General features: G+C 64.9%; 16 protein-coding genes and 2 tRNA genes. 8 read left to right on the top strand and 10 right to left on the bottom strand.

Annotation, left to right across the window (positions count from 1 at the left end):
* The first annotated feature begins 28 nt into the window (after positions 1 to 28).
* Together NCR35_RS04885 and NCR35_RS04880 are read left to right on the top strand one after the other, a co-directional pair.
* Positions 29 to 118 (top strand) — tRNA-Ser (locus NCR35_RS04885).
* Positions 119 to 1,025: 907 nt separating this feature from the next.
* The gene (locus NCR35_RS04880; protein ID WP_250533381.1) at positions 1,026 to 1,331 is read left to right on the top strand and encodes a hypothetical protein; all 306 of its coding nucleotides are present in this window, start codon (positions 1,026 to 1,028) and stop codon (positions 1,329 to 1,331) included.
* An 18-nt stretch (positions 1,332 to 1,349) separates the two neighbouring features.
* On the opposite strand, the gene NCR35_RS04875 is transcribed toward NCR35_RS04880, so the two are convergent.
* Entirely contained in the window at positions 1,350 to 1,508 is a 159-nt protein-coding gene (locus NCR35_RS04875) for a hypothetical protein (RefSeq protein ID WP_250533379.1), read from the bottom strand.
* A gap of 133 nt (positions 1,509 to 1,641) precedes the next feature.
* Here NCR35_RS04875 and NCR35_RS04870 point away from each other — a divergent pair, with 133 nt between their 5' ends.
* Together NCR35_RS04870 and NCR35_RS04865 are read left to right on the top strand one after the other, a co-directional pair.
* Positions 1,642 to 2,139 (top strand): TonB family protein, encoded by a 498-nt coding sequence (locus tag NCR35_RS04870; RefSeq protein WP_250533377.1) that lies wholly within the window; start codon positions 1,642 to 1,644, stop codon positions 2,137 to 2,139.
* Positions 2,140 to 2,438: 299 nt separating this feature from the next.
* Positions 2,439 to 3,743: an MFS transporter gene (locus tag NCR35_RS04865; RefSeq protein ID WP_250533375.1), complete on the top strand. Its 1,305-nt coding sequence runs from the start codon at positions 2,439 to 2,441 to the stop codon at positions 3,741 to 3,743.
* Between the two features lie 223 nt (positions 3,744 to 3,966).
* On the opposite strand, the gene opgC is transcribed toward NCR35_RS04865, so the two are convergent.
* Positions 3,967 to 5,154, bottom strand: coding sequence for an OpgC domain-containing protein (gene opgC, locus NCR35_RS04860; RefSeq protein WP_250533369.1), 1,188 nt, complete (start codon positions 5,152 to 5,154; stop codon positions 3,967 to 3,969).
* Between the two features lie 234 nt (positions 5,155 to 5,388).
* Between opgC and NCR35_RS04855 the strand changes: the two genes are divergently transcribed.
* Together NCR35_RS04855 and NCR35_RS04850 are read left to right on the top strand one after the other, a co-directional pair.
* Complete coding sequence (locus NCR35_RS04855) at positions 5,389 to 5,568, top strand: hypothetical protein (RefSeq protein ID WP_244848904.1); 180 nt, start codon at positions 5,389 to 5,391, stop codon at positions 5,566 to 5,568.
* A gap of 263 nt (positions 5,569 to 5,831) precedes the next feature.
* Positions 5,832 to 7,211: a chloride channel protein gene (locus NCR35_RS04850; RefSeq protein ID WP_250533365.1), complete on the top strand. Its 1,380-nt coding sequence runs from the start codon at positions 5,832 to 5,834 to the stop codon at positions 7,209 to 7,211.
* Positions 7,212 to 7,316: 105 nt separating this feature from the next.
* On the opposite strand, the gene minE is transcribed toward NCR35_RS04850, so the two are convergent.
* The 5 genes from minE to map form a co-directional block, all read right to left on the bottom strand.
* Positions 7,317 to 7,571, bottom strand: a complete 255-nt coding sequence (gene minE, locus NCR35_RS04845; RefSeq protein ID WP_106855712.1) for a cell division topological specificity factor MinE — start codon at positions 7,569 to 7,571, stop codon at positions 7,317 to 7,319.
* Between the two features lie 9 nt (positions 7,572 to 7,580).
* Entirely contained in the window at positions 7,581 to 8,396 is an 816-nt protein-coding gene (minD, locus tag NCR35_RS04840; protein ID WP_175939742.1) for a septum site-determining protein MinD, read from the bottom strand.
* A 79-nt stretch (positions 8,397 to 8,475) separates the two neighbouring features.
* On the bottom strand, positions 8,476 to 9,255 hold the full coding sequence (gene minC, locus NCR35_RS04835; protein WP_250533363.1) for a septum site-determining protein MinC: 780 nt from the start codon (positions 9,253 to 9,255) through the stop codon (positions 8,476 to 8,478).
* A 117-nt stretch (positions 9,256 to 9,372) separates the two neighbouring features.
* Positions 9,373 to 9,897, bottom strand: coding sequence for a GNAT family N-acetyltransferase (locus NCR35_RS04830; protein WP_250533362.1), 525 nt, complete (start codon positions 9,895 to 9,897; stop codon positions 9,373 to 9,375).
* Positions 9,898 to 10,069: 172 nt separating this feature from the next.
* A complete protein-coding gene (gene map / locus NCR35_RS04825) occupies positions 10,070 to 10,852 on the bottom strand; it encodes a type I methionyl aminopeptidase (protein WP_250533429.1) in 783 nt (260 codons plus the stop codon).
* 220 nt (positions 10,853 to 11,072) lie between these two features.
* On the opposite strand from map, the gene NCR35_RS04820 reads away from it, so the two are divergent.
* Positions 11,073 to 11,423, top strand: a complete 351-nt coding sequence (locus tag NCR35_RS04820) for a hypothetical protein (protein WP_250533361.1) — start codon at positions 11,073 to 11,075, stop codon at positions 11,421 to 11,423.
* Between the two features lie 135 nt (positions 11,424 to 11,558).
* On the opposite strand, the gene NCR35_RS04815 is transcribed toward NCR35_RS04820, so the two are convergent.
* The 3 genes from NCR35_RS04815 to NCR35_RS04805 all read right to left on the bottom strand — a co-directional run bounded on the left by NCR35_RS04815 (position 11,559) and on the right by NCR35_RS04805 (position 14,490).
* Positions 11,559 to 11,649: transfer RNA gene (locus NCR35_RS04815), tRNA-Ser, on the bottom strand.
* A gap of 110 nt (positions 11,650 to 11,759) precedes the next feature.
* Positions 11,760 to 13,055: a serine--tRNA ligase gene (serS, locus tag NCR35_RS04810; RefSeq protein WP_175939738.1), complete on the bottom strand. Its 1,296-nt coding sequence runs from the start codon at positions 13,053 to 13,055 to the stop codon at positions 11,760 to 11,762.
* A 118-nt stretch (positions 13,056 to 13,173) separates the two neighbouring features.
* Positions 13,174 to 14,490, bottom strand: a complete 1,317-nt coding sequence (locus tag NCR35_RS04805) for a replication-associated recombination protein A (RefSeq protein ID WP_250533360.1) — start codon at positions 14,488 to 14,490, stop codon at positions 13,174 to 13,176.
* A 232-nt stretch (positions 14,491 to 14,722) separates the two neighbouring features.
* Here NCR35_RS04805 and cytX point away from each other — a divergent pair, with 232 nt between their 5' ends.
* The gene (gene cytX, locus NCR35_RS04800; RefSeq protein ID WP_250533359.1) at positions 14,723 to 16,027 is read left to right on the top strand and encodes a putative hydroxymethylpyrimidine transporter CytX; all 1,305 of its coding nucleotides are present in this window, start codon (positions 14,723 to 14,725) and stop codon (positions 16,025 to 16,027) included.
* Positions 16,028 to 16,122 lie beyond the last annotated feature (95 nt).

Raw genomic sequence — 16,122 nt, 5'->3', positions numbered from 1 at the left:
CGAGTTGCGCTACAATACGCGCCTTGCTGGAGGTGTGGCCGAGCGGTTTAAGGCACCGGTCTTGAAAACCGGCGAAGGAGCGATCCTTCCGTGAGTTCGAATCTCACCGCCTCCGCCAAAATCTTGGACGCGCGCTTTTTCTTCCCGTCTAAATAATCCCTGAAACGCACGGGGGGTGCGGCTCCCCGGTCGGAACGCCTTTCGGAACACCGAGATCAACGCCCAGCGCGGGTCCCCGCGAAAGGTTTGAAACAGTTGACAGTACAGGGCAATCTCGACTGCGCATGGGGCAGCGGCAGGACCCGAGACGGACAACTCCCGCTGGAACGGAGCGTAATCGATAGACGTCTGCCAGATCAATCGAACTCCTCTGTCGAAGCGCAGTAGTCCGCTGATATGATAACGGCCCGCTGTCCAACGACGTCATAAGCACAGCGATAAGCTGTCCATTCCGTCACCGTAGTAACAAAGCCAGCCTGAACCAGGAGCCCCAAGGTCCGGCATTCGCGTTCGTGGCGGCGAAGGCAAGCGTCACCGCAGGCAGCAAACAGCGAATCGACGCATCGCCTATTCCTTCAGATCCGCAGAGGTTGCCTCTTCGTCACAACGCCGTCCACACGATGATTCCCAATTGCACGGGACGACTGAGCCGATTGGCTCTCTCCCGATAAGTGCTGATGGGATGTGCGCGAGTAAGACGAGGACTGGCGCCGCTTCGGATGGCCTGCACTGTAAGTTAGGATTCCTTCGCGTCTCACCCAGACGCCCCGTTCACCGTCTCATCGAAGAACTGCTCGAACATTCAGACAAACCGCATTGCACCCCCACTCACCGCCGAGTATCGTCGCAAAGCTTCTTCGCGCGTTCCCCGTATCCGCGTGATGGGAGCCTTCGATGGTAGGTTGGCTTGGGCCTCGCCGAGCGCGAGGCTCTTTTTTGCCGCTGCGGTCACTTCTAACGGCAAGTGAACGCCGCGCCCGTTGCCGCATCTAACCGCGCTTATGACACAGCGCGGAGACCTGCCGATGCACCGCACTCGCAGCATCCCTCTTCTGTTGGCGCTCGCCTGCTGCGGCGAAGCGTCGGCGCCGGCGGACACATTGCCCAACGCCCAATGGCGCCGCGCCGACACCACTCTCTTCGATCTGGTCCAGAACGGCTACACCATCGTCGCGGTGACGAGCGCGCCCGCGCGCGACTCGGCGTCGCCCGAAGACACTTACATTCTGCAGAGGACGAACAGCGTGTACCGCTGCGTGGAAGCGCGCGAAGCGACGCGCCCGACGTCGCCGCTGCGCTGCGCCGAACTCGTCAAGCCTTACTCCGACTAGCCCGGCGCGCAACCGCGCTCAACCCACGGGCGGTTCGCCCTCGCCGGGCTGCTGGCCCGGGTTGTCGTGCGGCGCCTGCTTGCGCCCCTGATCGTCACGCTCCGGCAGCTTGCTCTTCTCGTTATCGCTGTGTTCGGCAGGCTGCGCGTCCTCAGGACGATTCGTCTCACCAGTCATGGCTCTCTCCTTGTACGTTCGATGTATCTGAGTAGCGGAGCAAAACCCGCACCCGGAAAGCGCTAATACCGCGCGGCGCCGGCAGCGGCTACTATTTCTTTATCGCCCTCTGCGCCACTCGTCCTCACGAATCATGATTGCGACGTCCGCATCGCCCGTTCGCATCGCCGCCGCCTGGCTCGGCATCGCGCTGATCCTCGCGACGACCGCCTGCACGTTCACGCCGCCGCCGAGCGTCGTTCAGGCGCGCGCCGCCGCGCCTTCGGCGGCGCCCGGGCTGACGCTCGATCAGTACAAGGCGCGCATCGCGGAGAGAATCTTCGAGCGCAATCCTTCGCTCGTGCTGCACGGCACGCCGCAGGCAATGCTGCGGTCCTTCGTGCTCGTCGCGTTTACGGTGGACCGTAGCGGGCGGCTCGTGCAATCGTCCGTGTATCGGACCAACGGCGACGACGAAGCCGAAGCCACAGCACTTGCCTCCCTGCGTCGCTCGGCCCCGCTGCCGGCGCCGCCCGTCCGCCTTCTGGACGGCAAAGGTCAGGTCGAATTGTTCGAAGGCTGGATGTTCAACGACAACGGACAGTTCCAGTTGCAGACGTCGCACTCGCCGCAAGCGACGAGCATCGAATAGCGCGAAGTGGCGCAGCCTCCCGCGCGTTGGTGCAGATTGGCGCTCGCCGGGCGCGATCGTTATAATTTTTGGCATCCCTCGCCGGTTCCACACCGGCCGGCCTTCGCCACGCGCTTACCCCGCGCGCCGTGCGAAGCGCCTCCAAGCATGGCCCGCTCGCACCACGCCTCGCGCACCACGCCTCGCGCGAGCCCGAGCCATCGCGCCCGACTTTCCAGACGCATGCAGCGCCCATCGAGCACGTCCCGCGAATGCGAGCGCGCAGCAACAGACACTACAACGCTATAAACGGAGACAGCATGTCATCACCTTCGCTTTCCGCCGCCAAGCCCGGCGACAAAGCCCAAAGCACGTCGCGCGTGATTTTCGCGAGTTTCATCGGCACCGCGATCGAGTTCTACGACTTCTACGTCTACGCGACCGCCGCCGCGCTCGTCATCGGGCCGGTGTTCTTCCCGCACGGTTCGCCCGCCGCACAGGCGCTGTCGGCGTTCGTGACGTTCGGCATCGCGTTTCTCGCGCGGCCGGTCGGCTCGTTTCTGTTCGGACATTTCGGCGATCGCGTCGGCCGAAAATCGACGCTCGTCGCGTCCTTGCTGGTGATGGGTGTGTCGACGACGCTCATCGGCTTCGTTCCCGGCTATGCGTCGATCGGCAGCCTCGCGCCCGTGCTGCTGTGCATCCTGCGCTTCGGGCAGGGCATCGGGCTCGGCGGCGAATGGGGCGGCGCGGCCCTGCTCGCTACCGAATACGCGCCGCAAGGCAAGCGCGGCCTGTTCGGGATGTTCCCGCAACTCGGGCCGTCGGTCGGCTTTCTGGCGTCGAACGGTCTTTTCTTCGGCCTCGCGCTCTCGCTGTCCGACGAGCAGTTTCGCAGCTGGGGCTGGCGCGTGCCGTTCCTCGTCAGCGCGGTGCTGGTGGCGCTCGGGCTGTATGTGCGACTTAAGATTGCCGAAACGCCCGCGTTCCGCGCCGCGCTGGAGCGTCACGAGCGCGTGAAGGTGCCGATCGCGACGCTGTTCAGCCGCTATCTCGCGCCGACGCTGCTGGGCGCGCTCGCGATGGTCGTCTGCTACACGCTCTTCTACATCTCGACGGTGTTCTCGTTGTCGTACGGCGTCGCGACGCTCCACTTCTCGCGCGAGAAGTTCCTCGGGCTGCTCTGCTTCGCGGTGCTGTTCATGGCGATCGCCACGCCGATCTCGGCCATCGCCAGCGACCGGTTCGGCCGCAAGCCGGTGCTGATCGTGAGCTGCATCGCGGCGATTCTGTCCGGTTTCGCGATGTCTCCGCTGCTCGGCAGCGGCAACACGGCTTACGTGGCGCTCTTTCTGACCATCGAGCTGTTCCTGATGGGCGCGACGTTCGCACCGATGGGCGCGCTCCTTCCCGAGCTTTTCCCGACGAACGTGCGCTACACCGGGGCGGGCGTCGCCTACAACCTCGGCGGAATTCTGGGCGCGTCGGTCGCGCCGTATATCGCGCAATTGCTCGCCAATCGCGGCGGGCTGGCGTGGGTCGGCGGGTATGTGTCGGCGGCAGCGGCGGTCAGCCTGCTGGCGGTGCTCGCCATGCGGGAGACGCGCGACATCGTGATGGAGTGAGGGCGTGGCCGGCGCGCTAGCGCGTGCGATGACGCGCGGAAGCGGAAAAGGCCGGCCTGCCCAGCAATCATTGGAGAAGCGCTCGGCTACTGTCGCGGTGTCGTAGCTGGCGCGCTCGTCAGCGCGAAGACGTACCCGAATGAAGCGGCGTTTGCGGGCCGTCGCTGTGTCGGGGACGTCAACGAGTCCCGCGACAACGACGAGCAGCCACGCACGCCAGCGCTCACCGATCGCACCGTTTGACCGCATGCGCGGGAACGGGCCGTCGATTCATGGCGGCACGAGGCTTGGCCGTCGCGTGCCCGACGCGCGCCGCCTTGGCTGCTCTCGCCGCTTTGCGCTCCGCCCAGAACCGCGCGAGCCACATCAGAAAGCCGACGGCGATCGCATCCGCGGCGATCCCCGCCAGCCAGTGCGACGGATACCGCCCGAGGTTCTCGACGCCCATCGCGCGCAACGCCGAATCCAGCACGAGCGACACCGCCGCGCCCGCGATAAAGCATACGAGCCCCTGCTGCCCCACCGTTACGATGCCCGGAAATCGACGAGCGAGCGCGCCGATCCACCCCGCGTAGACCGCGCGCGCGATGATCCACGCCACTGCGCCGAAGCTCACGATGCGCAGCGTCGCGAGGTTCTGCTTCATGTATCCGGGCGGCGCCTGCGTTTCCAGAAAGAGCTTCGCGAACGCAAACGTCAGCGCGAACGCAACCGCCAGGCAAGTCAGCGCCCGCGCGACGCGGCCCGCGTGGAAGTCGTCGCTGATCGGCTGCACGCGCGCGAGCACGCCAGTCACGAACATCAGCTGCCACGCGAACGGATTGAAGGACCACGCCTGCGCATAGGAAGCCGGAAGCGCGTTCGCAAGCGGCGTGGCCGCGAGCCAAAGGAGCAGGCTGCCGAACATCGCGACGACGGGCCTGCGCGCGGCGAGCGGCACGACGACCGGCACGGCGAGCGCGAAAAGCGAATACATCGGCAGGACCGACGACAGATACGGCTGCTGCCGCAGCAGCGCGACATCGAAGAGCAGGCTGAACGGATGCGCGAGAAGCGCCGGCCATTCGGTGTACTGGAGCATCGGCGAATCGATCCGCAGCAGCATCAGGAGCGCGCCGCCGATGAGCATCAGCACCGCCGTCAGCAGATACGCGCGGTAGATTTCCCAGCTGCGCCGGAAAAAGCGACGGCGAGCGGCCGAATCACTCCGGCGCGTCGCAAGCGCCGTGTAAGCCGCCGCCGACGCGTAACCGCCCAGAAACACGAACACTTCCGCGGAATCGCAAAAGGCGTACTGATGCAGCGTGAAGCGCGACAGCACGCTTCCCGATATGTGGTCCACCGCGATGATCAGAAGCACGATTCCCCGAAAGAAATCGACTTCGAGCGAACGTGCCGGCGGGGAAGTCATCTGTCGAATGCTCCTCGGACTGCGGTCGGGCGCGCCTCTCGGAAGCGATCGCGCGCATACGGGGTTTGTACCTAGCGTCGAAATAAAATTCCCGTGGCAACGTAATCAGGTACGTACTTTCAAGGTAACACCCTCAGACGGTCGGCAAGCTGGCGGCGACATGGCTTTTTCGCCGGTTTCGCCGCGCCCGCTTCGACCGATCCTGGACAACAACGGACTTGCATCGAGACCATCATGTCCCTCCACCTGACAAGCTCCCATCTCGTCGCGATGATCGCCATCGCGCTCTCGGTCGCCTTGCTGCTCGCGATCCGGTTTAGGCCTGCGACCTGGCGCGGCGTGGTGTGCGAGGCGCTCCTTGCCAACCTGAGCGCGATCGCGGCGGTCGTCGCTTTCGAAATGCTGACAGCCTGACTTTTTGCGGACTACTTTCGATTTCTTTGAACTCTGGCGAGCGGGCGTGGTCGGAAGCTGTATTGCCGTTCGCGTCGCTTGATTGCGGCGCGCCCGGCTCTCTTCTCCTCTCCGCTCCTGGTTGATAGGAGCGTTTCCTGGGCGCCTGGCGAAAGCCTCGCGCCTGTTCTTTTTTCCGCGCCCGCTTTCCTGTCTTCACGCTGGCGACGCTGATTGCGTTTTGAGATCGTCGTTATAATCGGCGCTTTGCCGGTGGCTTTCGCATGATCCGCGCGCTTCGTTCCCTCTCGACTCTCACCACGCGCCGAACGCGCAGCCTCTGGCGCCGCTACGGCATCTTCTGGCTGGGCGCGATTCTCGTCGGTCTCGTCGCCGTGTATTACGCGCGGCTCATCGACTGGGGATACGGCCTCTTCATGGGCTTTCGCGCGGAACATACGTGGCTGCCGCTCATCGTGACGCCGGCGGTCGCCGCGCTTTGCGTGCTTGTCACGCGCGCGTTCTTTCGCGGCTCGGAAGGCAGCGGCATTCCGCAGGTGATCGCCGTGCTGCACAGCCCGACATCGGCGGCGGGCGGGCGTCTGCTCACGCTCAAGATTCTCGCCAGCAAGATCGCCGTTTCGTTCCTCGCCATTCTCGGCGGCTTTACCATCGGTCGCGAAGGGCCGACGGTGCAGGTCGGCGCGGCGCTCATGTTCAACATGCGGCGCTTCTATCCGCGCTCGAATTCGCTGATCGAACGCCAGCTCGTGCTCGCCGGCGCGGCCGCCGGATTGTCCGCGGCATTCAACACCCCGCTCGCGGGCATCGTGTTCGCCATCGAGGAACTCACGCGCAGCTTCGAAGTGCGCGCGAGCGGCGTGCTCATCACCGGCATCATCATCGCGGGTATTGTCGCGCTCGGGCTCAACGGCAACTACACCTACTTCGGCACCATCGACGTCGGCGCGCACTTTCCGAAGGTGCTGGCCGTGGCCGTCGTCGTGACGGCGATCGTCACCGGCATCGCGGGCGGCGTGTTCTGCTGGCTGCTGCTCAACACGAGCAAATGGATTCCCGCGCCGTTGCGCAAGCTCCATGCGTCGCAGCCGGTCGCGTTCGCCGCGCTGTGCGGGCTCGTGATCGCGGCGGTCGGCATCGTGTCGGGCGGCAACACCTTCGGCAGCGGCTACGCGGAAGCGCGCGGCCTGCTGGAAGGACGCGAGCATCTTTCGGTGTTCTATCCGCTCCTGAAGATGGTCTCGATGATCGGCTCGTATCTGCCCGGCATTCCGGGCGGGATTTTCGCGCCGTCGCTGTCCATCGGCGCGGGCTTCGGCAACGTCCTGCACATGGTCTTCTCGGACATGCAGTTGCCGATGCTGATCGCGCTCGCGATGGTCGGCTATCTCGCCGCCGTCACGCAATCGCCGATCACCGCGTTCGTGATCGTGATGGAGATGATCAACGGGCACGCGCTCGTCATCTCGCTGATGGCCACCGCGCTCATCTCGAGCCGCGTGTCGCGCGTGTTCGCCCCGCCGCTCTACGAGGCGCTCTCTGAGCGCTACATGACGCCGCTCGCACATCCCGCCGCGCCTTCGCCCGAAGTGCCGGACCCCGAGACGGAGGCCGCTGCCGAGGCGGCAACACCGCAGAAATAGCGCGCGCAAACGATAGCGCGGCAAACAAAAAGCCAGGATCGCGCGATCCTGGCTTTTTCATTTCGGTGTCCGCGACAGCACGCGCCGCGCGGACCGATGGCGGCGCTAGGCCTGTGGAATCTCGATCTTCACTTCCAGCACTTCGAGATCGTCCTGACGTTCGAGGCTCACCCGAATATCGTCATCGGAAATCTTCACGTATTTCGAAATCACGGCAACGAGTTCTCGTTGCAACGCCGGCAGGTAATCGGCGGCGGCTTTGCCACCCGCGCGCTCGTGCGCAATGATCAACTGCAAGCGTTCCTTCGCGACCGAAGCGGACTTCTTCTTCTCGCCCAGCAAAAACGAAAGAATCGACATTGCGTCCCCTTACTTGGTGCCGAAGATGCGTTGCAGCAGACCAGGCTTCTGATAGTCGGTGAAACGCAGCGCCTTGTCCTCGCCGAGGAAACGCGACACCACGTCCTTGTAGGCTTCCGCGACATCCGTGCCGTCCAGATGCACGGCCGGCAAGCCCTGATTCGATGCATGCAGCACCGCTTCCGATTCCGGAATCACGCCGATCAGGTCGATGCGCAGAATCTCCTGAATGTCGTTGAGCGACAGCATCTCGCCTTCGGACACGCGCTTCGGGTTGTAGCGCGTGATCAGCAGGTGCTCCTTCACGGGCTCCTTGCCTTCCATCGCGCGCTTCGTCTTCGACGCGAGAATGCCGAGAATGCGGTCCGAGTCGCGCACGGACGACACTTCCGGATTCGTCACGATGAGCGCCTCGTCGGCGAAGTGCATGGCCATCAGCGCGCCCGACTCGATACCGGCCGGCGAATCGCACACGATGTACTCGAAGTCCATCTTGATGAGTTCGTTGATGACCTTCTCGACGCCTTCGAGCGTGAGCGCGTCCTTGTCACGAGTCTGAGACGCCGGAAGGATGTAGAGGTTCTCGCACTTCTTGTCCTTGATGAGCGCCTGATGCAGGTTCGCCTCGCCCTGGATCACGTTGATCAGGTCGTACACCACGCGGCGTTCGCAGCCCATGATGAGGTCGAGGTTGCGCAGACCGACGTCGAAGTCGATCACGGCCGTCTTGTGGCCGCGAATCGCGAGCGCCGATGCGAAACTCGCGCTCGTGGTCGTCTTGCCGACGCCGCCCTTCCCCGAAGTCACCACAATGATTTTTGCCATACAAGTACCTTGTGTTCGTCAAATGGGTCCGCCTGCGCTTCCTGCATGAGCGCGCGCCAAACGCACCGGGCGCGCGGCTTCAGGTCAGCCGCAGCGGTTCGATCATGAGTTTTTCTTCGTCCAGCCAGATTTGCACGGGCTTGCTCGCCACGTCGGCGGGCAGCGGGTTCTCGGTCGTCCGGTAGATCCCCGCGATGGAGATCAGTTCCGGTTCGAGACACGTGCAGAAGATGCGCGCGTCCAGATTGCCGTGCACGCCGGCGAGCGCGCGGCCCCGCAGCGGCGCATAGACGTGGATGTTGCCTTCCGCGATGACCTCTGCCCCGTACGACACGAGCCCGAGCACGATGAGATCGCCCTTCGCGTAGACCTGCTGCCCGGAGCGCAGCGGCCGGTCGATGATGGTCGCCGGTTGCGGCACCGCGGGCGGCGCTTCCTTCGCGACGGCCGCTTCGATGACGGCCGCGGCTTCGGTGTTGGGCTTGGCTTCGTCCACCGATGGCTTCGGCGCGCCGCGACGATCGCGTGCTTCGAGGATCGGCAGGCCGCCCGAGTTCGCCCATTGAATCGCCCAGGTCTGCGCGGGCAGCGCGACGACGCCGACCGGCCGCATGCGCACGCTCTTGAGCAGCGCTTCCAGGTCCGCGAGCGAGATGCGTTCGCCTTCGCCGTCGCCCGAAGCCGCGAGACGCCGCACGTCGATGGCGACGACATCGTTAGCAAAGAATTCGGGAGTCGCCTCGAAGCGCCGCGTGAGTTCGGCGCGCAGGGCATCGAGGTCTGGAGTCTTGACGACGAAGAGAAGCGTGTCGACGGAGCCGCTGCGCAGTTCGAAGAAGGGCGTTTTGTTGAGCGACATAGGAACGGCCAAAAATTTTGCGTATTTTACAGGCGTACACGCTCGCGGCCATAGTTTTTAAGACCGATTTGCAGCCGCTGGAAAGGAAGAACGCGCGACGAGATGCGCCCGAAAGACTCAGGCGTCGCGCCCGGTCTTCATGTGACGCACAAACAGCGATTCGGCTTCCCGCTCGTTCGCAGGCATGGCGCGGCGATCGCCCGTGGGACCGAAGCCGAGCCGTTCGTAGAAGCGCATCGCGGTGCGGTTTTCATCGGCGATCCACGCATGCACTTCGGATACGCCCTGCTCGGCGAGCCATTGCGACGCGACGTTCACGAGCAGTTCACCGCCGCGCAGATGACGCACGGCCGGCGCGACCCACAGCGCGCTCACGAACGCGCGCTTGTTGCCGCTCTCCTCGATGTACGCATGCACGAGCCCTGCGGGATGACCTTCGGTGTACAGCAGAAACGTCGCGAGCCGGGGCGAGCTGGCGTGCAGCGCGGCGGTCTGATCGAACGACGCGGGATCGACGAGCAGCGCATCTTCGAGCGTCTCGCCGAACGCGTAGGGCGCTTCGCGCAGCGACGCCGTGCGAAGTTCGCGCAGAACCGAACCTTGTTGCGCGGCAATGCGGCTGACGGTCAGTGAGGGACTCATGCGGGCAATTATCTCTCTGGCTTTCTGGCTGTGCTTCGAACGCCTTGCAGCGGCTCGGACACATGGCCCATTCGCGTAGCTTCAACCGAACGGGCGAACCCGTCAATTCCTAAATCCTTGCAAAGTGCCTTACAGCGCACAGGGTTCGCGCGCGGCCGGTCGAGGGCGCGGCTCAGGGTGCCGGATACGCGCCCGTGCCGTCCGGCCACGGCGTGAGGACCTCGTAGCCGTCGTCGGTGACGGCGACCATGTGCTCCCACTGCGCGGAGAGCGACCGGTCCTTGGTGGTCACCGTCCAGCCGTCGCGCGATTGCTGCGTGGCCGCGCGGCCCGCGTTGATCATCGGCTCGATGGTGAAGACGAGGCCCGGCTTCAGTCGCAGACCCGTGCCCTTCTGGCCGTAGTGCAGCACTTGCGGGTCTTCGTGATACACGCGCCCGATGCCGTGGCCGCAGTACTCGCGCACGACCGAGAAGCCTTCGCGATGCGCGACCGACTGAATCGCGAAGCCGATATCGCCGAGCGTAGCGCCGGGACGCACCTCGCGAATGCCTGCGAGCATAGCTTCGTAGGTCGTCTCGGTGAGGCGGCGTGCTTCCTTGCCAGGCGTGCCCGCGTAATACATGCGGCTCGTGTCGCCGAAGTAGCCGTCCTTGATGATGGCGACGTCGATGTTGATGATGTCGCCGTCTTTCAGTTCCTTCGGTCCCGGAATGCCGTGGCAGACCACATGGTTCACCGAGGTGCAGACGGTCTTCGGAAAGCCCATGTAGCCGACGTTCGCCGGCACGGCCTTCAGTTCGTTGACGATGAACCGGTTGCAGATGGCGTCGAGTTCGTCCGTGGTGACGCCGGGGCGGACGTGTTCGGCGATCATCGCGAGAACTTCGGCGGCCATGCGGCCAGAGATGCGCAACTTTTCGATGTCGGCGGGGGTCTTGAGCGTGATGGCCATTGAGCGATGCGGATGGATTCGTGCCGCCTGCATGCGGGCGCCGGGCCGCCGTTCGCGGACGTTCGACGCGCGCCGCGCACGAGGACAATGAGGCCGATGATAGCATTCCCGCTTTCGTCGCCGGCTGCTTTCAGGCTGCATCCCTTGCCCGATCGCTGCCCTTGCGATGCGGCTTCGTCTGTGTTCAAGTGCGACGAATCGACTTTTTGTACGGAGCGTTATGAGCTTGTATCGGTTGAGTTTGGCTTGCCTTCTGGCGTCGGCTGCGGCGGCGCTCGCCGCGTGTGGATCGACGAGTGGCCCGGAACTGCGGGCATCGAAACCCGTGATCTATGTGTCCTCGGCGCGAACGGCGTCGGATGTGTCCAGCTGCCTTCAGCGCATGCTGCCGTCGGCGCAGATCACGCGCGATCAGGGCTCGACCGAGCTTCTCGTCGACTCCAACGCGTGGCTCGTGACGCTGACGCCGTCCGGTTATGGCTCGATCGTCAAGGTGCAGCACGCTGCGTCGGACGACGGCGGCGTGCCCGAGCCCGAACTGCGCTTCGATGTAGCGCGCTGCGCGGTTTGAGGGCGCTTTACGCGATACGCGCGCCCGCCTGTTCGCTCGTCTGTTAAATGATGAACGCATGGCATTCATGCGTTCGAACAGACGCCCGAAACGGAAAAACCCCGCAAGCCTGACGACTTGCGGGGTTTTGAATTTTGGCGGAAAGGGTGGGATTCGAACCCACGGTACGGGGAAACCGTACGCCTGATTTCGAGTCAGGTACATTCGACCACTCTGCCACCTTTCCGTCTACCAGCTTCCTGCTGCCGGCCTTCGCTGAACGGGTCGTTGCTCAACGAAGAATCGAAGTATATCGAAGTCGTGAAAGCTTTCCAAGCACCTTTTTGCAAATAAACATCATGCAGCCGGCGCTTCAATTCGTTCCGCGCCGCGCATGTAGGGACGCAGCGCGGCCGGAATGGTCACCGAGCCGTCCGCATTCTGGAAGTTCTCCAGCACCGCGACGAGCGTACGGCCGACCGCGAGCCCCGACCCATTGAGCGTGTGCACGAACTCCGGCTTGTTCTGCGCGTTGCGAAAGCGCGCCTGCATGCGCCGCGCCTGAAACGCCTCGGTGTTCGAGCAGCTCGAGATCTCGCGATACGTGTTCTGCGCCGGCAGCCACACTTCCAGATCGAACGTCTTCGCCGCCGAGAATCCCATGTCGCCCGTGCAGAGCGTGATCACGCGATACGGCAGTTCGAGCTTCTGGAGAATGGCTTCGGCCTGTCCGACCATCTCGTCGAGCGCCGCGTACGAGTGTTCGGGCGCGACGACCTGCACCATCTCGACTTTGTCGAACTGATGCTGGCGAATGAGACCACGCGTATCGCGGCCATACGAACCCGCCTCCGAGCGGAAGCACGGCGAATGCGCCGTCAGCTTCACCGGCAGCGCGCTCGCTTCGAGAATGCTGTCGCGCACCGTATTCGTCAGCGAAATCTCGGACGTCGAAATGAGGTACTGCGTGACCGTGTTCTCGTCGCCGCCCTTCTCGACGCGGAACATGTCGTCGGCGAATTTCGGCAGCTGGCCCGTGCCGTAGAGAATCTCCGGATTCACGATGTACGGCGTGTACGCCTCGGTGTAGCCGTGCTGTTCCGTATGCGTGTCGATCATGAACTGCGCGAGCGCACGATGCAGCCGCGCAATCGGTCCGCGCAGCAGCGTGAAGCGCGCGCCCGAGAGCTTCGCGCCGGTCTCGAAGTCGAGGCCGAGCGGCGCGCCGACGTCCACGTGGTCCTTCACCTCGAAGTCGAACGCGCGCGGCGCGCCCCAGCGCCGCACTTCGACGTTCTGCGTCTCGTCCTGGCCGACGGGCACGCTTTCGTGCGGCAGGTTCGGCACCGTCAGCATGAGGTCCGACAGGCGCTTCTGGATGTCTTCGAGCTTCGCCGCCGATTCCTTCATCGTGTCGCCGATGCCGCTCACTTCCGCCATCACCGCCGACGTGTCCTCGCCGCGGCCCTTCATCGCGCCGATCTGCTTCGACAGGCTATTGCGGCGCGCCTGCAGTTCTTCGGTGCGCGTCTGAATCTCGCGGCGCTCGGCTTCGAGCGCGGCGAAAGCGGCGACGTCGAGCGTGTAGCCTCGATCGGCGAGGCGCTTCGCGACGCCGTCCAGGTCTTTGCGGAGGAGTTGAATGTCGAGCATGGCGGGGCTGCGTTTGTTAAGTATTCGGAAACGCCGATTCTAGCGCACGGGCTCAGGCGTTCGCGGTCATCGCGGGATCGCTTGGCGAAATGCGCCTCGTGCCGCAGCGAAACGACGCTCAACGCTTCTTCGGGTCCGGATGCTCACGGCGCCAGGCTTCGTCGAGTTCGGAAAGCCGCGCGAGCTTTTCGCCGATCTTGCCTTCGAGGCCGCGCGGCGTCGGCTGATACCAGTGCGGTTCGCGCATGCCTTCCGGCAGATACGTTTCGCCCGCGGCGTACGCGTCCGGCTCGTCGTGCGCGTAGCGGTACTCGTGGCCGTAGCCGAGTTCTTTCATCAGCTTGGTCGGCGCGTTGCGCAAATGCACCGGCACGCCACGCGACTGGTCCCGGCCGACAAAACGCCGCGCCTCGTTGTACGCGTTGTAGCCCGCGTTCGACTTGGGCGCGACGGCGAGATAAATGAGCGCCTGCGCGATCGCGAGTTCGCCCTCCGGCGTGCCGAGACGCTCGTACGTTTCGGCGGCGTCGAGCGCGATGCGCGCGCCGCGCGGGTCGGCAAGCCCGATGTCCTCCCACGCCATGCGCACGATGCGCCGCACGAGATAACGCGGGTCCGCGCCGCCGTCGAGCATGCGGCAGAACCAGTACAGCGCGGCGTCCGGATTGCTGCCGCGCACCGACTTGTGCAGCGCGCTGATCTGGTCGTAGAACGCGTCGCCGCCCTTGTCGAAACGGCGCAGGTTCTCGGCAAGCGCGCTACCGAGCAGCGCGCCGTCCACCTCGGTTTTCTTCTGCTGGGCCGCTGCCCGCGCGACGATTTCCAGATTGTTCAGCAGTTTGCGGCCGTCGCCGTCGGCCGAACCGACGAGCGCTTCCCGCGCTTCGTCCGTGAACGTCAGTCCGCCGAGCTCGGCCGTGGCGCGTTCGAGCAGTTCCTTGAGCTCGTCGGCATCGAGACTCTTCAGCACGTACACGGCCGCGCGCGACAACAACGCGCTGTTCACTTCGAACGACGGATTTTCCGTCGTCGCGCCGACGAACACGAAAAGCCCCGACTCGACGTGAGGCAAGAACGCATCCTGCTGGCTCTTGTTGAAGCGATGCACCTCGTCGACGAACACGAGCGTCTGCCGCCCGTTCGCGCGATGAATCTGCGCGGTCTCCACCGCCGCGCGGATGTCCTTCACGCCGGAGAGCACCGCCGACAGCGAGATGAATTCGGCGTCGAAGGCCGCTGCCATCAAGCGCGCGAGCGTGGTCTTGCCGACGCCGGGCGGGCCCCACAGAATCATCGAGTGGGCCTCGCCCGACTCGAACGCGACGCGCAGCGGCTTGCTCGGCCCGAGCAGATGCTTCTGCCCGATGACTTCGTCGATGGTGCGGGGACGCAGACGCTCCGCGAGCGGAACGGTGCCACGGTTTTCTTCGAACATGTGCTGTGGACGCAATTGGAGCGATTGAAGCAAATGGATGCGGGCTCTCGCGCGGAGTCCGCACGCGGCGATAAGCTTGCGCTTTTTCCCGTGCGCCCGGCATCGGCCGTTCGGCCTAGTTTTCAAGCCGCGCGACGGCAGGCACAATCGCGCACGATTCGGGTGATTATGACAGCCGCGCGCCGGGCGCGAATGGCGCCGCTCCAACCGACTTCTATAGGCAGACCTTTCGATGCAGCAAGAGAACACTTCCACCTACGCGCCGCTCGTGCCGGTGCCCGCCGAGCGCCGCGCCTTCGGCGTGAGCGACGCCTTCGCGCTCTGGTTCTCGCTCGGCATCGGCTTGCTCGTCGCGCAGGCGGGCGCGCTGCTGGTGCCGGGACTTTCGCTGCCGCACGCGCTCGCCGCCATCGCCATCGGCACCGTGATCGGCGTCGTGCTGCTGGCGCTCGCGGGCGTGGTCGGCACGGATACCGGGCTCGCGGCCATGTCCTCGCTGCGGCCGACGCTCGGCGTGCGCGGCGCGTCGGTGCCCGCCGTGCTCAATGCGGTGCAACTGGTCGGCTGGGGATCGTTCGAGATCATCGTGATGCGCGATTCCGCCGACGCGCTCGCCAAACAATCCTTCCATCTCTCGATGCCGCTCGTCTGGACGCTCCTTTTCGGCGCGCTCGCGACGCTGCTCGCGGTGAGCGGACCGCTCTCGTTCGTGCGGCGCTTTTTGCGCACATGGGGCATCTGGCTCCTGCTCGGCGGGGCCGGCTGGCTCACGTGGAATCTGCTGTCGAAGCACGATCTCGCCGCGCTGATGGCGCGCCCCGGCACCGGCGAAATGGCGTTCGGCGCGGGCATCGACCTCGTGGTGGCAATGCCGCTGTCGTGGCTGCCGCTCATCGCCGATTACACGCGCTTCGGCCGCAGCGCGAGCGGCACGTTTCGCGGCACGCTGCTCGGCTACGGCATCGCGAATCTCTGGTTCTATGCGCTCGGCGCGGTGTATGGGCTGGCTGCGGGCGGCGGCGACACGCTGCTCACCGTCGCGCTCGCGCAGGCGGGCGGCGGCATTGCGCTGCTGCTGATTCTGATCGATGAAATCGACAACGCCTTCGCCGACATTCACTCGGCGGCCGTGTCCACCGGCACGTTCTGGGCGCGCGCGAGCGTGCCGATCTTGTCGGCGGCGTTCGGCGCGCTGTGCACGCTGGTCGCGCTCGTCGTGGCGATGGGCAAGTATCAAAACTTCCTGCTCTTGATCGGCTCGGTGTTCGCGCCGCTGTTCGGCGTCGTGCTGGCGGATCACTTCATCGTGCGAAAGCGCCGCGTGGATGCTGCCGCCCTCGGCCGTCTCGACGGACGCTACGGCTACTCGGGCGGCTGGCACGTGAGCGCGTTCATCGCGTGGGCGGTCGGCATCGCGGCCTATCACGCCATTAACGCGTGGCTGCCGAATCTCGGCGCGACGCTGCCGGCGCTCGCGCTCGGCGCGGTGTGCTATCTGCTGCTGGTGTCGACGCGGCGGGCGGCGGTCGCCTCGTGACCTCATCGCCAGCGCGCGAGGATTCGGCTCGCAAATCAACGCGCTAGGCGACTTGTCAGGCGCTTTTCCACAGGGCGTTGCACAGAAGTTGTGGA

Source organism: Caballeronia sp. AZ10_KS36 (assembly GCF_023631105.1).
Classification (GTDB): domain Bacteria; phylum Pseudomonadota; class Gammaproteobacteria; order Burkholderiales; family Burkholderiaceae; genus Caballeronia.
The sequence above is the reverse complement of the archived record's forward strand: the minus strand, read 5'-3'. Positions and strand labels throughout refer to the sequence as shown.

Excerpts from the sequence above, each read along its gene's own strand:
- NCR35_RS04855 (WP_244848904.1), top strand. The coding sequence starts at position 5,389 with ATGTCCCTCCACCTGACAAGCTCCCATCTCGTCGCGATGATCGCCATC.
- minC (WP_250533363.1), bottom strand. The coding sequence starts at position 9,255 with ATGTCGCTCAACAAAACGCCCTTCTTCGAACTGCGCAGCGGCTCCGTC.
- NCR35_RS04870 (WP_250533377.1), top strand. The coding sequence starts at position 1,642 with ATGATTGCGACGTCCGCATCGCCCGTTCGCATCGCCGCCGCCTGGCTC.
- NCR35_RS04830 (WP_250533362.1), bottom strand. The coding sequence starts at position 9,897 with ATGAGTCCCTCACTGACCGTCAGCCGCATTGCCGCGCAACAAGGTTCG.
- minD (WP_175939742.1), bottom strand. The coding sequence starts at position 8,396 with ATGGCAAAAATCATTGTGGTGACTTCGGGGAAGGGCGGCGTCGGCAAG.
- map (WP_250533429.1), bottom strand. The coding sequence starts at position 10,852 with ATGGCCATCACGCTCAAGACCCCCGCCGACATCGAAAAGTTGCGCATC.
- NCR35_RS04880 (WP_250533381.1), top strand. The coding sequence starts at position 1,026 with ATGCACCGCACTCGCAGCATCCCTCTTCTGTTGGCGCTCGCCTGCTGC.
- NCR35_RS04865 (WP_250533375.1), top strand. The coding sequence starts at position 2,439 with ATGTCATCACCTTCGCTTTCCGCCGCCAAGCCCGGCGACAAAGCCCAA.
- cytX (WP_250533359.1), top strand. The coding sequence starts at position 14,723 with ATGCAGCAAGAGAACACTTCCACCTACGCGCCGCTCGTGCCGGTGCCC.
- NCR35_RS04805 (WP_250533360.1), bottom strand. The coding sequence starts at position 14,490 with ATGTTCGAAGAAAACCGTGGCACCGTTCCGCTCGCGGAGCGTCTGCGT.
- serS (WP_175939738.1), bottom strand. The coding sequence starts at position 13,055 with ATGCTCGACATTCAACTCCTCCGCAAAGACCTGGACGGCGTCGCGAAG.
- NCR35_RS04875 (WP_250533379.1), bottom strand. The coding sequence starts at position 1,508 with ATGACTGGTGAGACGAATCGTCCTGAGGACGCGCAGCCTGCCGAACAC.
- NCR35_RS04850 (WP_250533365.1), top strand. The coding sequence starts at position 5,832 with ATGATCCGCGCGCTTCGTTCCCTCTCGACTCTCACCACGCGCCGAACG.
- NCR35_RS04820 (WP_250533361.1), top strand. The coding sequence starts at position 11,073 with ATGAGCTTGTATCGGTTGAGTTTGGCTTGCCTTCTGGCGTCGGCTGCG.
- opgC (WP_250533369.1), bottom strand. The coding sequence starts at position 5,154 with ATGACTTCCCCGCCGGCACGTTCGCTCGAAGTCGATTTCTTTCGGGGA.
- minE (WP_106855712.1), bottom strand. The coding sequence starts at position 7,571 with ATGTCGATTCTTTCGTTTTTGCTGGGCGAGAAGAAGAAGTCCGCTTCG.